This window comes from Thermodesulfobacteriota bacterium, assembly GCA_035325995.1.
In the GTDB taxonomy this organism is placed as follows: domain Bacteria; phylum Desulfobacterota_D; class UBA1144; order Nemesobacterales; family UBA2774; genus JADLGH01.
Genome location: DAOKYU010000009.1, coordinates 134521 through 151265 on the forward strand (window position 1 = coordinate 134521; position 16745 = coordinate 151265).

15 protein-coding genes are annotated in these 16745 nt (G+C 56.6%); 12 read left to right on the plus strand and 3 right to left on the minus strand.

Translation table 11 applies throughout. The annotated features are described in order from the left end of the window. Window positions 1-33 precede the first annotated feature (33 nt). The 4 genes from PKC29_12385 (at window position 34) to PKC29_12400 (ending at window position 4645) form a co-directional block, all read left to right on the plus strand. On the plus strand, window positions 34-621 hold the full coding sequence (locus PKC29_12385; protein ID HML96215.1) for a diadenylate cyclase: 588 nt from the start codon (window positions 34-36) through the stop codon (window positions 619-621). Between the two features lie 17 nt (window positions 622-638). After that, window positions 639-1295, plus strand: a complete 657-nt coding sequence (locus tag PKC29_12390; GenBank protein ID HML96216.1) for a metallophosphoesterase family protein — start codon at window positions 639-641, stop codon at window positions 1293-1295. Window positions 1296-1664: 369 nt separating this feature from the next. After that, complete coding sequence (locus PKC29_12395; protein HML96217.1) at window positions 1665-3731, plus strand: hypothetical protein; 2067 nt, start codon at window positions 1665-1667, stop codon at window positions 3729-3731. A gap of 296 nt (window positions 3732-4027) precedes the next feature. Further along, window positions 4028-4645: a hypothetical protein gene (locus tag PKC29_12400; GenBank protein ID HML96218.1), complete on the plus strand. Its 618-nt coding sequence runs from the start codon at window positions 4028-4030 to the stop codon at window positions 4643-4645. A gap of 78 nt (window positions 4646-4723) precedes the next feature. Here PKC29_12400 and PKC29_12405 read toward each other — a convergent pair whose 3' ends face one another. Further along, a complete protein-coding gene (locus tag PKC29_12405; protein HML96219.1) occupies window positions 4724-5347 on the minus strand; it encodes a YceI family protein in 624 nt (207 codons plus the stop codon). Between the two features lie 231 nt (window positions 5348-5578). Between PKC29_12405 and PKC29_12410 the strand changes: the two genes are divergently transcribed. The 5 genes from PKC29_12410 to PKC29_12430 all read left to right on the plus strand — a co-directional run bounded on the left by PKC29_12410 (window position 5579) and on the right by PKC29_12430 (window position 10243). Beyond that, entirely contained in the window at window positions 5579-6067 is a 489-nt protein-coding gene (locus PKC29_12410; protein ID HML96220.1) for a GNAT family N-acetyltransferase, read from the plus strand. A gap of 17 nt (window positions 6068-6084) precedes the next feature. Then, window positions 6085-6585 (plus strand): histidine phosphatase family protein, encoded by a 501-nt coding sequence (locus PKC29_12415; GenBank protein ID HML96221.1) that lies wholly within the window; start codon window positions 6085-6087, stop codon window positions 6583-6585. Window positions 6586-6632: 47 nt separating this feature from the next. Then, a complete protein-coding gene (gene rraA, locus PKC29_12420; GenBank protein HML96222.1) occupies window positions 6633-7115 on the plus strand; it encodes a ribonuclease E activity regulator RraA in 483 nt (160 codons plus the stop codon). 163 nt (window positions 7116-7278) lie between these two features. Next, entirely contained in the window at window positions 7279-9153 is a 1875-nt protein-coding gene (locus PKC29_12425) for a radical SAM protein (GenBank protein ID HML96223.1), read from the plus strand. Window positions 9154-9217: 64 nt separating this feature from the next. Beyond that, the gene (locus PKC29_12430; protein HML96224.1) at window positions 9218-10243 is read left to right on the plus strand and encodes a methyltransferase; all 1026 of its coding nucleotides are present in this window, start codon (window positions 9218-9220) and stop codon (window positions 10241-10243) included. A gap of 99 nt (window positions 10244-10342) precedes the next feature. Here the strand turns inward: PKC29_12430 and PKC29_12435 are convergent, their stop codons facing one another. After that, complete coding sequence (locus tag PKC29_12435; GenBank protein ID HML96225.1) at window positions 10343-11872, minus strand: alpha/beta hydrolase; 1530 nt, start codon at window positions 11870-11872, stop codon at window positions 10343-10345. Continuing rightward, on the minus strand, window positions 11869-13395 hold the full coding sequence (locus tag PKC29_12440) for an alpha/beta hydrolase (GenBank protein HML96226.1): 1527 nt from the start codon (window positions 13393-13395) through the stop codon (window positions 11869-11871). The genes PKC29_12435 and PKC29_12440 overlap by 4 nt, the downstream gene beginning before the upstream one ends. Before the next feature lie 557 nt (window positions 13396-13952). On the opposite strand from PKC29_12440, the gene rplU reads away from it, so the two are divergent. The 3 genes from rplU (at window position 13953) to PKC29_12455 (ending at window position 16090) form a co-directional block, all read left to right on the plus strand. After that, the gene (gene rplU / locus PKC29_12445; protein HML96227.1) at window positions 13953-14267 is read left to right on the plus strand and encodes a 50S ribosomal protein L21; all 315 of its coding nucleotides are present in this window, start codon (window positions 13953-13955) and stop codon (window positions 14265-14267) included. Between the two features lie 13 nt (window positions 14268-14280). Beyond that, window positions 14281-14541: a 50S ribosomal protein L27 gene (gene rpmA, locus PKC29_12450; protein HML96228.1), complete on the plus strand. Its 261-nt coding sequence runs from the start codon at window positions 14281-14283 to the stop codon at window positions 14539-14541. Window positions 14542-14845: 304 nt separating this feature from the next. Then, window positions 14846-16090, plus strand: a complete 1245-nt coding sequence (locus tag PKC29_12455; GenBank protein ID HML96229.1) for a hypothetical protein — start codon at window positions 14846-14848, stop codon at window positions 16088-16090. The last annotated feature ends 655 nt before the right edge of the window (window positions 16091-16745 follow it).

A 16745-nucleotide genomic window follows, 5' to 3' on the forward strand; every position in this document is an offset into this window, starting at 1 on the left:
GTTATATTTAATCAAAGGGTTAAGAGGAATCCGATGATAGAAGAGCTTAGTAAAAGGATAGAAGAGCAGAGGATGCTTCTGGCCGGTATATGCTGCCCGTCGCGGAACGTTAATACCGCGACCCTCGAGAGCGTCCTCAGCCTCGGAATCGAGATTGCCCGCGAAGGAAGGGAAGGGCGGAAGATAGGGACGATGTTCATAATCTCGGACACCGAGGAGACGCTCAAGCATTCGCGCCCGCTCATACTCGACCCTCTCTACGGCCATCCCGATTCGTTAAAGAGGGCGGACGACCCGAACATGAGGGAGACCGTAAAGGAGCTCGCCCAGATGGACGGCGCTTTTATCGTGTCCGACGACGGCGTGTTCGTTTCGGCCTGCAGGTACATATTCCCGGCGTCCCAGGACATAGACCTCCCGCTCGGCTTCGGGAGCAGGCACCTGGCCGGGGCGTCGATAACGAAGAAGACGAACTCCGTCGCCGTGGTCGTATCCGAGAGCTCCATGGTGAGGGTTTTTGACAACGGGAAGGTCGTAGGCGAAATTATCCCCGAGCTCTGGCTACTGAGGGAATATTCGACGGACAGGAACGGCGTGCCGGCCGCCGGCGCAGTGTCGTAAAGAGACAGCCAAGAGATATGAAGATAATTTTCATTGTAGACATCCACGGCAATTCGGCGCCGATAGATTTGCTGAAAGACCCGCTGTCGGAGGCCGACCTCGTCCTCGTCGGCGGTGACATTACGCACTTCGGGGGAGAGGACAAGGCGCGCGAGGTTATAGACAAGGTCAGGTGGTATAATCAAAACGTCCTCGCCGTATCGGGGAACTGCGACACGAAGGAAGTCGACGAATACCTCTACCGCGAGAACATGAACCTCCACGCGAGGGGCTTCAGGCAGAACGACGTGTCCATAGTGGGTGCGGGAGGGTCTCTCCCCGCGCCGAGCCCGACGCCTAACGTCTACTCGGAAGAGGAGTACACGGCGATATTCGAAAGGGCGCTCGAGGATTGCGACATGACGGTGCCGATGATAGTCGTTTCCCACCAGCCCCCGATAGGCACCCTCAACGACACGATATCCAGCGGGGCCCACGTGGGCAGCACCGCGGTGAGGACCTTCATCGAGCAGTACCACCCGCTCGTGTGCTTCACGGGGCACATACACGAGGCCCCGGGAATAGACAAGATAGCCGGGAGCAAGATAGTCAACCCCGGCCCCTTCAGCACGCGTTCTTACGCGTACCTCGACGTTACCGATACGATCCGGACGCTCGAAATAAGGAAGTTCTGAGCCCGCGCACCGGGCGGCTTCGTACATATTCCGGGAGAGTTTTTACTGCATGCGCCGGGAGCGCTCCACCGTTTCCTTGCCGGACACGCACCATGCGGCCCCGAAACGGGGCGGCATTTCAGGCAGTCTCCGCACACTTCAGGGCGAGGGCCGCGGCTTTTCACGGCCCGCGCACGAGACATATATTATATATCGGACATATGTCATCACCGGTAAATCTCTCGCTATATCAATAGATAATTAATAGGAAATTGACTTTATTCATAGACATTAGTAGTATAATTTTTGTGTTGGAGGGTTTTACCCGGAGAAGGCAGGCAAGATAACGTCCCGGCATGAGCCGGGACAAAATACTCAGGAGGGGATATCATGAGGATGCCTCTATTTTTGTCTTTACCCGTTATTCTTTTTTTTCTTTCCGTTCTGCCTTCTTCAGCGCTTGTTTTCGAAGTAGGCAATACCAACGACGCAGGAGCGGGCTCCCTGAGGCAGGCCATACTAGACGCCAACACGAACCCCGGGGCCGACGAGATAGTATTCGATCTGCCCTCTCTTCCGGCTACCATAACCCTCCTGAGCGCTCTTCCGTTCGTTGCCGACGACCTCACGATAATCGGGCCGGGGACGGATCAGCTGACCATAGACGGGAATAATTCATTCCGGATTTTCAACATCAACAACGGGATAGCGGACACGGTCAGCGTGCATATAAGTGGCCTGAGGCTGGCCAACGGATTTTCCATCAGCGACGGCGGCGCCATACTGAACTCGGAGATTCTCACGATAGAGGACCTCGTTTTCACGGGGAACTCGGCCAACTCCGGTGGGGCCATATTCAACAGCGATCAGATAACCGGAATAACCGGTTCGACGTTCACCGGCAATACCGCCAGCAGTAGCGGAGGGGCGATTTTCAACGCAGTGGATATAGGGGACATATCGGATACCGTTTTCGACGGAAACAGCACAGTAAGCGGTTTGGGCGGGGCTTTGTTCGACAGCGGCTCGATAGAGAGCATAAGCGGATGCACTTTCAGTAATAACTCCTCCGGCTCCGGCGGCGCCATATATAAGAATCAAGGCACGATAGAGAGCCTTGCGAACTCGACGTTCACACGCAACACTGCCGTCGCCGACGGCGGAGCGATAAATGCCCTGGCCGACATACTGAGCATAACGGGCTGCACCTTCACCGCGAACGAGGCGAACGACGGCGGGGCGATCATATACACCGGCGACCAGCCTACGAGCATCTCCAGCTCCACCTTTTCGGGCAATATCGCGGCCACGAACGGGGGGGCGATACTCAGCAACTTTTTCCTGGTGAGCCTGTCGTTCGTGACGATAGCGAATAACGAGGCCGGCGCGGCGGGGGGCGGAATTTTCAGATCGGGGGTGATCACCCCTCCATTCCTCGGCATAAGCGCCGCCAATTCCATCGTGGCGCTCAATTCCCCCGAGAACTGCGCCGGCGACGGCATGCCCGAAGACCTCGGCGGCAACTTTTCCAACGACGACTCCTGCGGCTTCAGCGGGGACGGCGCGGCCTTCACGACCGTGAGCATAACCAAAGTCGCCGTGCCGACGGGCCAGGCGGGGGAATACTCCTTCACATCGTCCGGGTTCACGTCGGGAAACTGCGGCATCACCGGGGAGTTCGCGCTCGGGGACGGAGAGTCGCTCGGCTGTATCGTTCCCGACGGGGACTACACGATAACGGAAGATATACCCGAAGAGCATATTCTAAACATATTCTGCCCGGCGCTGCCCGACACCTCCGCGGTAGACAGCCTCGGGGGGACGCTCGATTTCACTGTGACCGCGGCCGAGCCGCCCGTAGCCTGTTTATTCATAAACGCCTTCGCGGGGACCCTCGTGAACGCCTCCACCGAGCCCCCGGGAGCTAACTGTGAGGACGGCGGCGTGAAGATAGAATCGGGGAGAGACACCAATCAAAACGGGGTCCTCGACCCGGACGAAGTGGAAGAGACCTATTACGCATGTAACGGCGAAGACGGATTGCCCGGACCTCCGGGGCCTCCGGGGGAACCGGGCCAGCCCGGTGAGCCGGGGCCTCCCGGACAGCCCGGTGAGCCGGGGGAGCCAGGGCCTCCGGGACCTCCAGGGACGCCGGGGACTGTGCTCGACATATCCGACGAGCCGCCCGGACCGAACTGCGAGTTCGGCGGACTCAAGATAGAATACGGCCCGGACATTAACGGGAACGGAGAGCTGGAACCGGACGAGATAGAGGGTACGGATTATGTCTGTAACGGCGCTCCGGGGCCGGAAGGGCCGCAGGGACCGAGGGGCTCTAACGGAGGGTGCGCTGTCGCCGGGCCCGGAGGCGGCGGAGCCGCGGCCCTCGGCGGGCTCGTTCTCTACGCCCTCCTTCCGGCATTCATATTCGCCAGGAGAAGGCCGAGAAAAGCCTGATCCGGTTCATTCGGGCAGATAACAAGGCCCCGTATCGGCGCAGCCGCCGGCACGGGGCTTTTTACGTGGAAAGCTGCCTTTTCACCTTTGGAATCCGTCTTCCACACGTATATTTTGAAACGCCTTTCGTGTATAGTATCTCTTTCCCGGAAGCGTTATTTCATACATCCGGACAAGCGGTTTCAACAATATTATACCGGGGAGGTAATGTAATAATGAATGGTTATAAAGCCATATATTTAATAAATTGCTTTAAGTATATTCCGTGCCTTCTGTTTGTTATTGGGGCGGTTTTCGTGCCTCTGACAGCCGGCGCGCAGGACCTCAGGCTTCATCCGCTCGAAAGCTACACGGTGAAATACAAGGCCGAGGGTAACGCAACAGGAGAGAAAATCCAGTTCTCACAAGATTATGGAAGAAAAATTTGCTTAAAGGAAAACCTGCAAATCACGATGCCGGAGATCGGCAGCGTCAAGCGTAACGAAAAGATGGTTTCCTGGATAGAAAACGGAGAGCGCTGGATAGTGGTCGTGAACCTCGATGACAACACCGGCACGAAGTTTAAAGACCCGACATTCGCCAAAATAAGCGAATCGCTAAAAGGCAAGGACCCCAAACAGTTCAACCAGCAGCAATTGATGAGCATGGGGGGAACGGTCACAGGCAAGAAAACGGTGAGCGGAGAGCAGTGCAGCACGTGGAGCTTCCCGCAAGGGATAGAAATGTGCATCACCGACGACTTCATAATGCTCGAAACTGTGGCTAACGTGCAGGATCTGAAGGTTCATGAAACCGCGGTCGAAGTGAATAGGAAGTCGCCGGAGCCAGCCAGCCTCTGTGATTTGACCGGCGTCACTATAACGGAGAGAGACATCAACCAGATGATGCAGCAGCAACAGGCGCCTCAGCAGTAGGCGGAATGATCATAAATAAAAGTTAGGTCTATGAAAAAGGGGAGGGGGCAGGGCCCTCTCCCCGTGCCGCAAGCCTAGTTACTGCTTTTTGTGAATGCCCTCTACTTCGAGGAGTATTTTCACCTTGTCGCCGACCACGAACCCGCCCGAGTCGAGCGTCTTGTTCCAGTTAATATTGAAGTCCTTCCTGTAAATCTCGGCCTCGGCCTCGAACGCCGTGCGCTCGTTGCCCCACGGGTCGGTCGTCTTGCCGCCGTACTCGGCCTCGAGCTCGACAGTCTTCGTGACGCCGTTTATGGTGAGGTCGCCGACGATGGTGTAATCGTCAGGGTCGTCCTTGTCGTCCCTGAGCACGCCCTTGCTTACGAATGTGATGTCGGGGTGCTTTTCGACGTTAAGAAAGTCTTCCGATTTCAGGTGCTTGTCGCGTTTGGCCTCGTTCGTATTGATGCTGGCGGCCTTTATCGTGACCACCACCCCGGAATTCGCGAGGTTCTCGGGGTCGAACGTGTATGCACCTTCGAAGTTGTCGAACCTGCCGGTAACCGTGCTGATGCCGAGGTGCTTTACCTTGAACATTATCTGCGTGTGCGCCGGGTCGATCTGGTATTCGACGGGCTCGGCGACGGACGGGGAAGCGCCGGAAATCCAGAGTGCGGCAGCCGCGAGAATCGAGAAAGCGATTGCATTAAAAAGCTTCATGATGAATAGCCTCCTTGGAGTATATTAGATTTTAAGAGGCCCTAAAAGGGCATAAAGTTTCAGGAAATGAAAAAATACCACACGAATTATCCGTTAATAAGCTTAATTTTCGTGCCAGGGAAACGGGAAAGACGGCGGCTCGAGGCGCGAGAACCGAAAAAGGCTATGAATAAGACCGCAACGGCCTCATAATATATTCAAAGATATCTATAAAAACACCTGGAGAAGCGAATGCAGAAAACGTCGGTCAGGAAAGCCAGGATAGAAGACGCGGGCAGGATGGCGGAGATACTGCGGGAGATCGGGTGGTCCGAGAGGCGGAACTCCCTTCCGCTGGAAGAGGTTTCAAAACCCATAGAAGGGTTAATAGAGCACTGCATAAACGACAGCCAGGGGCATTCGATGCTGGTAGCCGTGGACGGCAGCGACAGGATCCTCGGCTTTACGTGCGTCCACTGGGTCCCGTTCGTCATGCTGGGGAGCTGGGAAGGATACGTGTCGGACATGTTCGTCAGCCCCGAGACGAGCGGCATGGGGGTCGGGACAAATCTCATAGAGCAGGTGATAGAAGAGGGGAAGGAAAGGGGATGCATGAGGCTCATGGTCACGAACGGAAAGGAGAAGGCTTCCTACAAGCTGGGGTTTTACAAGAAGCTCGGCTGGACGGAGAGGCCGCTCGTCGCGAATTTCGTTTATTATTACCGTGAGCCCTGGTCGTAGCGGGGGCGGGGTACGAAATGAAACCGAAGACCCTTATACTCGTAAGGCATGCGAAGTCGAGCTGGGACGAGCCCGGGCTCTGCGACAGGGACCGCCCGCTCAACGACAGGGGGAAGAAGGACGTCCCGCGCATGGGGAGGTTCCTCTCGGACAAGGGCGTCCGGCCCGGGTTGATAGTTTCGAGCCCGGCGCGGAGGGCGAGGAAGACGGCCGAGGGCATTGCGAAGGAGCTCGGCTTCAAGAAATTCGAGGTCAGGATAGACGACAGGGTTTACACGTTCGACGAAGAAGCGCTTTTGAGAGTGGTATGGGGGTTCGACGACGGTCTCTGGGAGGTAATGGTCGTCGGGCACAACCCTGCCGTTACCGCCCTCCTGAACCGCCTGACGCGGGCGGGGATAGACAATGTCCCCACGTGCGGGGTCGCCGTAATAGAGATACGCTCCGAAAGCTGGGCCGGGGCCGACGACGGAACTGGGAAGCTCGTTTCGTTCGATTATCCGAAAAATCTCCCCTGATTTCCCCTTGATATTTGACTCCTTATCCGGTTAAATCCCTATCCCTAATGGACATATCCACACCCGACCTTTGCGACAAATACCCGGGCCTCGTGAAAATCGCCGAGCCCGTATTCAGAAGCTACGGCGGCCGCGGCGCGTTTTCGGGGAGCATAGTCACAGTTAAATGCTTCGAGGACAACTCGTTCGTAAAGGAGCTTGCCGGCGGGGACGGCGCGGGGAAGGTGCTCGTCGTCGACGGCGGCGGCTCTTTAAAGAAGGCCCTCCTCGGCAACCTCATAGCCGCGAGCGCCGCCCGGAACGGCTGGGCGGGCGTCGTCGTCTACGGCGCTATAAGGGACGTGGAAGAAATAATGCGGACGGACCTCGGCGTGCTGGCCCTGGGATCCATACCGCTGAAAACGGAAAGGAAAGGGGCCGGCGAGACGGGCATCCCCGTCACGTTCGCGGGCGTGACGTTTAACCCCGGAGAGTATATATACGCCGACGGCACGGGGCTCATAGTGTCGCCCGAGCCGCTTACGCCCTGAGCGGAAGCACCAAGCAGTTATCAACACACAATTTTCTTGATTAAAATTCCAAAATATTCTAGAATGGAAATACCGGATAATTCTTAAGCGATATAAAGGCATAAAAGGCGGCTCGCCCTCAGGCGGACTAATCATGCCGGGGCGGAGACGATGGGAGGACCCGATGAAACTTCTTCTTATCAACCCCAGGTTCCCGGAAAGCTTCTGGAGCTTTAAGTGGGCTGTCGACAACATAATGCCCAGGGGGATAAGGACTATTAATCCTCCGCTCGGGCTCGCCACGCTGGCCGCGCTTTGCCCGCCCGACTGGGAAATCGAAATAGTAGACGAAAACATCGAATCCATCCCCCTTAACCCCAGGGCCGACCTCATAGGAATCTGCGGCATGGGGGTTCAGTTCAAAAGACAGAGCGAGCTTTTAAAATTCTACAGGAGTAAGGGGCACTACGTCGTCGCCGGCGGGAGCTACGCGTCACTCTGCCCAGAGTATTTCGAGGGCATGGCCGATACCGTCGTGGCGGGCGAGGCGGAATACATATGGAAGGAATTCTGCAGGGACTTCGAAGACGGTGCGCCGAAGAAGCTCTACAAGGAAACGGAGGAAGTATCGCTCGAAGACTCGCCGACCCCGCGCTTCGATCTCTTGAAGCTCGACAGGTACCAGGCCGTCAGCCTCCAGTTTTCGCGCGGCTGCCCGTACAGGTGCGAGTTCTGCGACATCATAGTAATGTTCGGAAGAAAGCCCAGGGTGAAATCGACGGAGCAGGTGGGGCGCGAGCTCGACGAGCTCAGGCGGCTCGGAATAAGGAACGTATTTTTCGTGGACGACAACCTCATCGGCAACAAGCCCGTCGCCAAGAAGCTGATGGCTTATCTCCGGGATTACCAGAAGGAGCACAACTACAACTTCCTCTTCGGGACGGAGGCGTCGCTCAACCTCGCGCAGGACGACGAGCTTCTTAAGCTCTTTACCGAGGCCAATTTCGGGTGGGTGTTCATAGGCATCGAATCGCCCGACGAGGAGAGCCTGAAGGAAACGCTCAAGTTCCAGAACATGCGCTCGGACATATTGACATCTATCAGGCACATATATTCGTACGGCATAGAGGTGCTCGCCGGGTTTATCATAGGGTTCGACAACGACACGGTGAAGACGTTCGACCTCCAGTACAGGTTTATACAGAACTCCGGCATACAGGCGGCGATGATTGGACTCCTTACCGCCGTGCCAAAGACCCCGCTTTACGAAAGGCTCGAGAAGGACGGACGCCTTATAAAAGAAGCGAGCGGGACGGACAACACGAAGCTGGGGACGAATCTCATCCCGAAGCGGATGTCTTACAAGGACATGGTCGAAGGCTACAGGCAGCTTTATTACAAGCTCCTCGACGACCGCACCATTGCCGACAGGATTCTCAACAAAACGCGCTACATGAAAAACCCACTCTTCAGGAGCACGTACGACATCCCCGACCAGCTGAGGTCGTTAAGGGGATTTTTGCTGCGGGGTATACTCCCCGGAGGACCCGCGAGGGTCTATCATCTGCTGAGGACGTTCCCCTTCACCCGGCCGAAATTGATACCGCTGGTCATTCAGGACTGGACGATTGGAATATCGATGCGTAACTACATCGACCGGCATTTCATAACCGTCGAGGAAGGAGAGGAGAGCCTCGCGAGGAGCCATTTCGAATCGTTCGAGAGGTCTCTCGGGAAGTATCTTAGCAAGGGTATAGTCGAGGTGTCGTTCGACAGGTACAAGAACGCTGCGGCGAACCTCCTCATATCCATAAAGCGGAAACCCGACGGGGACTTCTTCGAGAACGTCGCGCCCCACATCGAGAACGTGCTCAAGAACACCCCCTCGTCCATCACCTTGAAGATAGATGAGTTCCACGACGAGCACCACCGCCACCTCCACAGGCTCTTCAAGCGCCTTTCGCGGTACGGCGACAGGATATACATAGCAGTACACGAAAAGCTCCGGGACAAGGTGCATATCGACTCTTCCGTATTCAATCTCGTGCTCGAGAGCTAGGCTATACTATATGGCATGCCCGCCGCCCTGACCTTACCAACCCCAGGGACCGAAGGAGTCTTAAATGACTGCTAATATCGATCCGTCCGCAATACTGAAGATCGCGTTCGGCTTCTGGGAATCGAAGGTACTTCTCACCGCGGTAAGGTTCGGGCTCTTCACCGAGCTCGGGGACCGCGCAATGACCGGGAAGGAGATAGGAGAAAAGCTGTCTCTCCACCCGAGGGGCGTCTGGGATTTCCTCGACGCCCTGGTTTCGATGAACTTCCTCGAGCGTCACGGCGACGGCCACGGAGCCCTTTACAGGAATACCGTCGAGACCCAACGGTTCCTCGACAGGAACAGCCGGTTTTATATAGGCGGCATGCTCGAAATGCTGGACGTCCGCCTCTTTAAATACTGGGACGGGCTTGGCGAAGCCCTCAGGACCGGAAAGCCCCAGAACGAGACCAGGCACAGCGGCACGTCCATCTTCGAGGAGCTCTACCGGGACGAGGCCGGGCTCGAACAGTTCATGGATGCTATGGCCGGGCTCTCCCGGGGGAATTTCGATGCCCTGGCTGAGAAGTTCGATTTTTCGAAATATCGGACGCACTGCGACATAGGCGGGGCGACCGGGCTTCTGTCCATACTGGCGGCCGGGAAGCACCCCGGCCTCAAGAGCATCTCCTTCGATCTGCCGATGGTCGAGCCGATAGCGAAGAGGCACATAGAGCGCGCCGGTCTTTCGGACCGGGTTTCCACGGCCTCGGGCGATTTCTTTAAGGACCCGCTCCCGAAAGCCGACGTCATAACGATGGGGATGATACTCCACGACTGGAACCTCGAGAATAAAAAACATCTCATCAGGGCCGCTTATGACGCGCTTTCAGAAGGAGGCGCCTTAGTGGCCGTCGAGAATATAATCGACGACGAGCGGAGGACGAACACGTTCGGGATGCTGATGTCGCTCAACATGCTGATCGAATTCGGGGACGCCTTCGATTTTACCGGCGCCGACTTTAAGGAATGGTGCAGCGAGGCCGGGTTCAGGCGGTTCGAGGTTATACCTCTGGCCGGGCCCTGCAGCGCGGCTATCGCGTATAAGTAATCTCCTTTAATCCGCTAATTGAATATCCCTTTGCCGGGGAGTTTAGTAGAAATATATTTTCTGCCTGACGGCCATTTTCATGGGTGGCCCCGGATCCGATTATTCGGACGTGGGAAACGGCGGCGGAGTCAACCCAGCGACGCAGCCGGTATCGGGGGGCACGTCCGGATTGGAGAGGAATGACCTGACCACGCTCTGTGCGCATTCCGACTGGGGTGTGACCCAATGCCCAATCCCCGGGATCACGATCCTGGTCGAGTTTTCGAGCGTCATGGCGGCGTACTCGGCCCACTGCGGCGATGTTTTAGCGTCAAAGCTGCCCGAAATGACGAGCGTGGGAATGCTGCTGATCGTGACGTCACGTACAGAAGGATCCGCACTTGGAACGTTCCAGATGGCACAGTCCTCGGTCTCGAAAGGCAATTGCGGCGCTTGGGACAGGACCGAGTCGGGGTAGGTCGGAAAAGCGAGACGCCCTTGCACAAGGATCTGGGATTGGGGCTCGAAGGGAATCCATTCGCTGCAGAAGACGCCGTAGGTCAAGCCGTAGCCGAATATGCCCTCACCCGCCGGGTTGGCGAGTGCCGCGCGCCCGGCCGCAATCTGCTTCGGATCACCCTCGACCAGCTCTTGTATGGCCGACGGAACATTGATAAAGGCCGGACCGGCTGCGACGAGCCAATTCACCAGCGCCCCGCCGTCGAGCACCACCGTCACCAGCGGGCCGTCCGGGGCATACTGCGCCGTCGTCGTCAGCGGATTGGCCTCGAGCTGCTGGACCTGGCCGGCGAACGTTGCCTCCACATCGCCGTACTCGCTGTTGCAGGCGGGCTGATCGGCACATGCGCGAAACAGGTTGTTAAAGGCTTCACCAAGGTTGGTCCATGTCCAACCGAGGCTCGCCACACTGGGCGGCACGACGGAGTCGATAATCACGCTGCGGATGGTCTCGGGGTAATCGCGCATCAGCGTAAGCGCCAGATAGGTGCCGTAGGAATAGCCGTTCAGGCTCCACTGTTTGATCCCCAACACCTTGCGCAGGTCCTCGAAGTCGGCCGCATTTTCGGTGGTGTTGTAGGCGCTCAGATCGATCCCTTCGGCCACCAGCCGATCACGACAAGCCCGCGTCGCGGCCAGGTGCTCCGCCTTGGTTGAATCGGCGCCGTAGACGAGGCCGACCAGCCGCGCATTGAATTGGTCGATCTCCGGGCATGTCAGCTCCGGCTCGGTGTCCAGCGTTCCGCGCTGCGCCATGATGATCAGGTCACGCTGTTGGTTCAGCCCGGCAGGCACGAGAAACTCCGCCTCGGCAAGCGCATCGCCGCCCGGACCGCCGGTCAGGTGAACGATGGGCTCGTCCGGGGGCGGCTGGGAGACGGACGGGATGATTGCAACCGGGAGCCGGATCCTGCGTCCATTGAATTTGGTGCGGCTCTCCGGCACCACCAGAAAGCCGCAGCTCGCGTCGGCAAACGTGGGAAGCGACGCAACGCTCTCCGGGCACGCACCGGGCTCGAACTCGGCCGGCGGAAGCCCCGAGTCCGAGTCGGATTCGCATGCAAAAGATGCCAGCGCCAGAATAATCGCCAGCGCCGCTACCTGTGCCTTCCAGATCGGTCTCAAACTCATGGGGTCAGCTCCTCTGTGTCAAATGGCGGCGGTGTCAGTCCTGCCACGCAGCCGGTGTCGGGCGCATCCGGTGTGTCGAGGAAGGATGCGATGACCATCTGTGCGCATTCCGACTGGGGTGTGACCCAATGACCGATCCCGGGAATGATGATGTTCGTCGAATTAGGCAGCGTCTCGGCGGCATACGCACCCCACTGCGGCGACGTTCTGCCGTCGAAACTACCCGTTATGATGAGCGTCGGGATGTCGCTCGCAGTAATATCACGTGCGGAGGAAGGCGCTTTGGGAACATTCCAGACGGCGCAATCCTCGGTCATGAAGGGCAGTTGCGGCGACTGAGAGAGGACCGAGTCGGGGTAGGTCGGAAAAGCGAGACGCCCTTGCGCAAGGATCTGGGATTCGGGCTCGAAGGGGATCCACTCACTACAGAACACTCCGAAGGCCAGACCATGACCGAACAGGCCTATTCCTGCGGGGTCCGTAAAAAAAGACCGCGAATTGGCAATCGGCGCCGGATTACCATGGGCCAGCGCGTCTATGGCGGCGGGAATCGAGGAAACATCGAGAAGAGGTTGCGGGATGGCGGCGAGCCAGTTCACCAGCGCCCCGCCGTCGAGCACCACGGTCACAGGCGGAACCTCGGGCGAATACGTTCCCGTCGTTATCAATGGATTGGCTTCGAGCTCCTGGACCAGGCCCGCGAACGTGGCTGCCAAATCGCCGTACTTATCGTTGCAGGCTGGCTGATCGGTACACGCGCGAAATATGTTGTTGATGCCTTCATTGGCGTTGGTCCATGTCCAACCAAGGCTCGCAACACTCGGCGGCACGACGGAGTCGATGATCACGCTGCGGATACCTTCGGGATGATCGCGCATCAGGGTGAGCGCCAGATTGGTCCCGTACGAGAATCCATACACGTTCCACTCTTCTATCCCGAGCACCTTGCGGAGGTCGGCGAAATCGGCGGCGTTCTCGGTCGTGTTGTAGGCGCCGAGGTCGATCCCCTCGGCCACCAGACGATCATGACAGAGCTTCGTCGCCGCCACGTGGAGCTCCCTGGTCGTGTCGGCACCGTAGGGAAGACCGATTACTTCAATGCTGAACTCGTCGACCTCGGGGCAAGTCAGTTCCGGCTCGGTGTCGAGATCCCCGCGCTGGTCCATCAAGATCAGATCGCGATCCTGATTCAGCCCGGAGGCCACGAGAACCGGGGCCTCGGAAAGCGCATCGCCGCCGGGGCCCCCGGTCAGGTGTACGATGGGCGAGCCCTGCGGGGGCTGGGAGACGGACGGGATGATTGCAACCGGGAGCCGGATCGTGCGTCCGTTGGATTTGGTGCGATTCTCCGGTACCACGAGAACGCCGCAGAGTGCGTTCTCAAGCTCGGGGATTGAAGCTTTACTGCTCGGGCACGGACCGGGCTCAAAAACCGCCTGCGACGAATCTGAATCCGAAGAGGAACACGCGGAGGCTATAAACGCCAGCGTGCCGACAACCAGCACGACCCAGGCTTTCGACACTGTTCTCCACCGTCTCATCATGCCCTGCCTCCATTGTCCTTCGTGGTGACCATGTTTTTTTCGATCTCCAAACTAATGATTGGACTACAAACAAACTAATAATTGGACTACAAACCGTTTAAAATCCATGCCAGGGTAAGACAACTCTATTTTAAGTCTGAAATAATGTCAATACGATTTTTTTTAAGTCTAAAATAAGATTTAATACGACTTTTTAATCTGAGCTAATGTCAATATCGAGCACAGTTCCCTTGATTGCAAATTCACTCGACTGCCGCATCTCCAGGGTGGGGGTCATATCCTTACACCTTGACAGTATCCGTTAGAATAATTCCTCGTAAGGGTGAAGGAATCGTCCCCCACCCGTTCAGAATATGAACCCTATGGAATACACGGTTGAAGGAAGCACTGAAAAGGAATACACGGTAAAAACAAAAGCGCGCATGAAGAAGCTCACACTTCCTGGAATTCCGCTTCTCTGATACTCGAAAATTTGACAACACGCCATAAATATGAATAATTTTACCCTTTCACAGAAGCGGGAGGAGTATACCAACATGCAGGCAGTAATCAAAACGGGCGGAAAGCAGTACAGCGTATCGAAGGGTGACGTTATAACCATCGACCATCTGGCCGGCAACCCGGGCGATGAGGTCGAGTTCAAGGACGTCCTCCTGGTATCGGACGGAAGCGGCAGTGTAAAGGTTGGTGCGCCCGTACTCGACGGCGCGAGCGTAAAGGCGAAGATAGTCGGCGACAAGAAGGGCAAGAAGCTCATAGTCTTCAAGTTCAGGAGAAGGAAGAATTTCAGGAAGAAGACCGGGCATCGCCAGACTTTCACCACTGTCGAGATAACCGACATAGTAAACTAAAGAGGAATAAGCAATGTCTACAAAAAAAGGCGGCGGTAGCAGTAGAAACGGAAGAGATTCGAGAGGCAGGAGGCTCGGCCTGAAGAAGTTCGGCGGCGAGACCGTCAAGGCCGGCAACATCCTGGTCAGGCAGCGCGGCACGAAGTACCACCCGGGGCTCAACGTGGGCCTTGGCCGCGATCACACGCTCTTCGCGCTCAAGGACGGCGTCATAAAGTTCGACACCGGCAAGAACAACAGGACGCGCGTGAACGTGGAAGCGTCCGCCGAATAAGCGGGCCGTTTCAGGAAGGGGGGCGTTCCGCCTCTCCGAGACCGGTGTCCCTTCACCGGGGGTATGTGTCTGCCCGGCCATGCCGGAACACCCAGAGACTCAGCGCGGGCCGGTAATTCGTCCCGGCGCTGAAACCCATCGGTAATCCCCCGGGAATTTTGTTAAGGTCGCGTGAAAAAACGGGCTTTACTAGTTAAATTTTAGCCAGTATTATGAATTAAGGCTTGCCGATTTTTCATCGCCATGACCTGTGCATTTCGGCCTCCGAAGTGCATTACGCCAATCAACCGGAGAAACGAGATATATGGAATTAAAGTCCAGGATCGGGAATTTCTATTCAGGAAATACTATCATTCTGGCGGTCATACTAATCCTCGTTGCGGTTCTGGTTTCGGTCTTCAACGCATACTACTTCACGTCCACGCTCAACGATCAGCGCGGGCAGGAATTGGCCCAGCTCTTCAGCTCGTCGAACAAGGGATTCTCGGATACCGCCAAGGATATACTGGATACCCGCGGCGACATTCTGTATATAAAGCTCACGAACCCGGATGGTATCCTCATCGAAAGCTACGGCGACGGCGAGAACCAGACCGCCGAAATTTTCCCCATCAGGACGCCCGACAATAACACGATAGTCCTCGGGGTGACTCCGCACGACTACCAGAGCCTCGCCCTGTCGGCGATCATGTGGAGCGCCCTGATCGGCATAGCTTTCACCGTTTTCTTCGTTTTCATAGGCTCCTTCTTCTCGACGGGCAAGAACGACTCCATGGAGAAGCTCATAGCCGCGATGAAGAGCGTGACGAGGGGCGATTTGTCCACCAGGCTCAACCCCGATTCCGTGGACGACGTATCCGTCATAAGGGCGTACGAGACGTTCAACCAGATGCTCGACAGGCTCCGGAAGAGGGACGACCTCGAAATAGAGGAAGACGACGTGCCGCCGTTCCAGCCGACTCTCATCACGTCCAACATCATCGTGGAGGAAGAGGATATTTTCCCCGTCAAGGAAAGGAACGTCATCGTCATAGTCGCCAAGATAGCGGACTTTCAGGACCTTTCGACCAGCCTCGACCCTGCGGAGTTCAACTCCTTCCTTGCCGATTACAGAAAGGCCGCCTCGACGATCATATCCGGCTACGGCGGCGTAATCGAGGCTCTCCTCAAGGACGAGATCGTAGCGTTCTTCAACGCCCCCGAGGAGCAGGACAACGCCGAGCTCAAGGCCATATGCGCGGCGGTCGAGGTGCTTCAGCTCCTGGCGAGCATTACGCGTGAGAGGAAGATAGAGGGGAAGACGGCGATATCGGGCAAGATAGGCATAGCGATGAAGGCCGTTTCCGTCTACGACGAAACAGGCGTCCCGCACGGCATAAAGGACATAACCGAGGCCGCGAGGAAGATCTCGAACGTCGCCCCCGTCTGGAGGGTGATAGTGTCGGCCGACGTTTATCAAGTCGTGAGCGATTTCGTCGATGCGAGGGAGCTCAAGCTCGGAAGCGATTCCTTCTACTCCATCGTGGGCGTCGAGGAAGGCGTGGTCTGAGGGTTGGGCGGAAAGGTCGTTCTCCAGTGATTACACCTGCTGCTTTCATATTCGTCCTGTTGTTTTGTAATCCGTTATGTTTCCCTCCCTCTTGTGAGATACTTAATAAAGAATAAAAGATAGATTCTGAATATTTTGATTCCTTTTGCGTTGGCGCTGTACTGGATGAGCTTCGGTGCAGTCAGTCAAGGGCTCTCGATTCCTCACTCACTTGAAATTGTTGTTCGATATGACGAAAACGCTTGATGGATTGCCGGCGGAAGTGGATTCCCGACCCGGCTTCGCTAAAGCTTCGCCGCGGCAGGTACAAGCATTCGGGAATGACAACAAAGGAGAAAGATACAATAACAAAATCCCCCCATACCCCCCTTTTCCTAAGGGGGGATGAAAGGCAAAGACGCGCGGCTGATGCGGGCGTTGCCTGCGTATGTAGTGTCGTCTTTCAACATAGCACCGGAGTTGCTGGAAACCACGTGAAGTGCGGCAGGTGATATTGGCAAGACATTGCTACTTCGACTGTTTACTGCTGAGGGTCTCCAGTGACCGAAGGGGAAGTTTTATACTTAACTGGTAAGGTGGTATAAGGCTTTCTACTTTTGCCTGACCAAAAGTACACACGTATGTGTGTCTTTCGACGTAGCACCTTCGGAGGTTA

Bases quoted from the DNA above. Each gene is read 5' to 3' on its own strand.
- PKC29_12385 (HML96215.1), top strand. From the start codon at position 34: ATGATAGAAGAGCTTAGTAAAAGGATAGAAGAGCAGAGGATGCTTCTG.
- PKC29_12390 (HML96216.1), top strand. From the start codon at position 639: ATGAAGATAATTTTCATTGTAGACATCCACGGCAATTCGGCGCCGATA.
- PKC29_12395 (HML96217.1), top strand. From the start codon at position 1,665: ATGAGGATGCCTCTATTTTTGTCTTTACCCGTTATTCTTTTTTTTCTT.
- PKC29_12405 (HML96219.1), bottom strand. From the start codon at position 5,347: ATGAAGCTTTTTAATGCAATCGCTTTCTCGATTCTCGCGGCTGCCGCA.
- PKC29_12410 (HML96220.1), top strand. From the start codon at position 5,579: ATGCAGAAAACGTCGGTCAGGAAAGCCAGGATAGAAGACGCGGGCAGG.
- PKC29_12415 (HML96221.1), top strand. From the start codon at position 6,085: ATGAAACCGAAGACCCTTATACTCGTAAGGCATGCGAAGTCGAGCTGG.
- rraA (HML96222.1), top strand. From the start codon at position 6,633: ATGGACATATCCACACCCGACCTTTGCGACAAATACCCGGGCCTCGTG.
- PKC29_12425 (HML96223.1), top strand. From the start codon at position 7,279: ATGAAACTTCTTCTTATCAACCCCAGGTTCCCGGAAAGCTTCTGGAGC.
- PKC29_12430 (HML96224.1), top strand. From the start codon at position 9,218: ATGACTGCTAATATCGATCCGTCCGCAATACTGAAGATCGCGTTCGGC.
- PKC29_12435 (HML96225.1), bottom strand. From the start codon at position 11,872: ATGAGTTTGAGACCGATCTGGAAGGCACAGGTAGCGGCGCTGGCGATT.
- rplU (HML96227.1), top strand. From the start codon at position 13,953: ATGCAGGCAGTAATCAAAACGGGCGGAAAGCAGTACAGCGTATCGAAG.
- rpmA (HML96228.1), top strand. From the start codon at position 14,281: ATGTCTACAAAAAAAGGCGGCGGTAGCAGTAGAAACGGAAGAGATTCG.
- PKC29_12455 (HML96229.1), top strand. From the start codon at position 14,846: ATGGAATTAAAGTCCAGGATCGGGAATTTCTATTCAGGAAATACTATC.